The organism is Romboutsia sp. 13368 (genome assembly GCF_018336475.1).
GTDB lineage: Bacteria > Bacillota > Clostridia > Peptostreptococcales > Peptostreptococcaceae > Romboutsia.
The window spans coordinates 2,062,602-2,063,264 of sequence record NZ_CP048741.1; the positions used below are offsets into that span (position 1 = coordinate 2,062,602).

General features: G+C 29.5%; 1 protein-coding gene. It reads right to left on the reverse strand.

All coding sequences use genetic code 11. The annotated features are described in order from the left end of the window. Positions 1 to 110: 110 nt before the first annotated feature. Positions 111 to 663: S-layer homology domain-containing protein (locus tag G3997_RS08550; RefSeq protein ID WP_296645365.1), on the reverse strand; the 553-nt coding region annotated here is incomplete at its 5' end.

Below are 663 nucleotides of genomic sequence, written 5' to 3' on the forward strand. Positions count from 1 at the left end.
CCTAGTATTATGCATATTGATAGTAGTAATGTCAGTGTCTTCCTCATATTTATGTCCCCCAATATATTAGTTGTTAACTCTACTTAAAAGAGTAACAACCTCTGCTCTTGTTATGTTGTTCTTTGGTGCAAGGCATCAGTTCCTTGTATATATCCATTTTCAACATTTCCTTCAAAGGCATCTTTTGCCCATTCAGCTATTTTATTATAATCAGGGAATTTTTTTATCTTATCATGAYSTTCATCTTCTATTTTMATGTAATTAGCTAACATCTTTGCTGCTGCTTCCCTTGTTATATATTCTTCTGGTGCAAATTTATTCTCTCCTACACCTTGAGCTACTCCATTTGTAACTGCTATATCTATTTCATCCTTTGCCCAGTTATCTTTAGTATCATCAAATACTATTCCACCTTGGTTTGTATAGTTAAATACCTTATTTACTATTCTTACAAATTCTGCTCTTGATATAGAGTTATCCGGTCTAAATGTTTTATCTTCATATCCTTCTATATATCCATTATCTATAAATTGTTTAATTGAATCATATGCCCAATGTCCTTTTATATCTTGTAGAATTTTATTTTCTATTAGAAAATTTTTTATTTTATTTCTGCAATCTCCTATATTACTCATTATATCTTCAGTTGTATAATATACACTT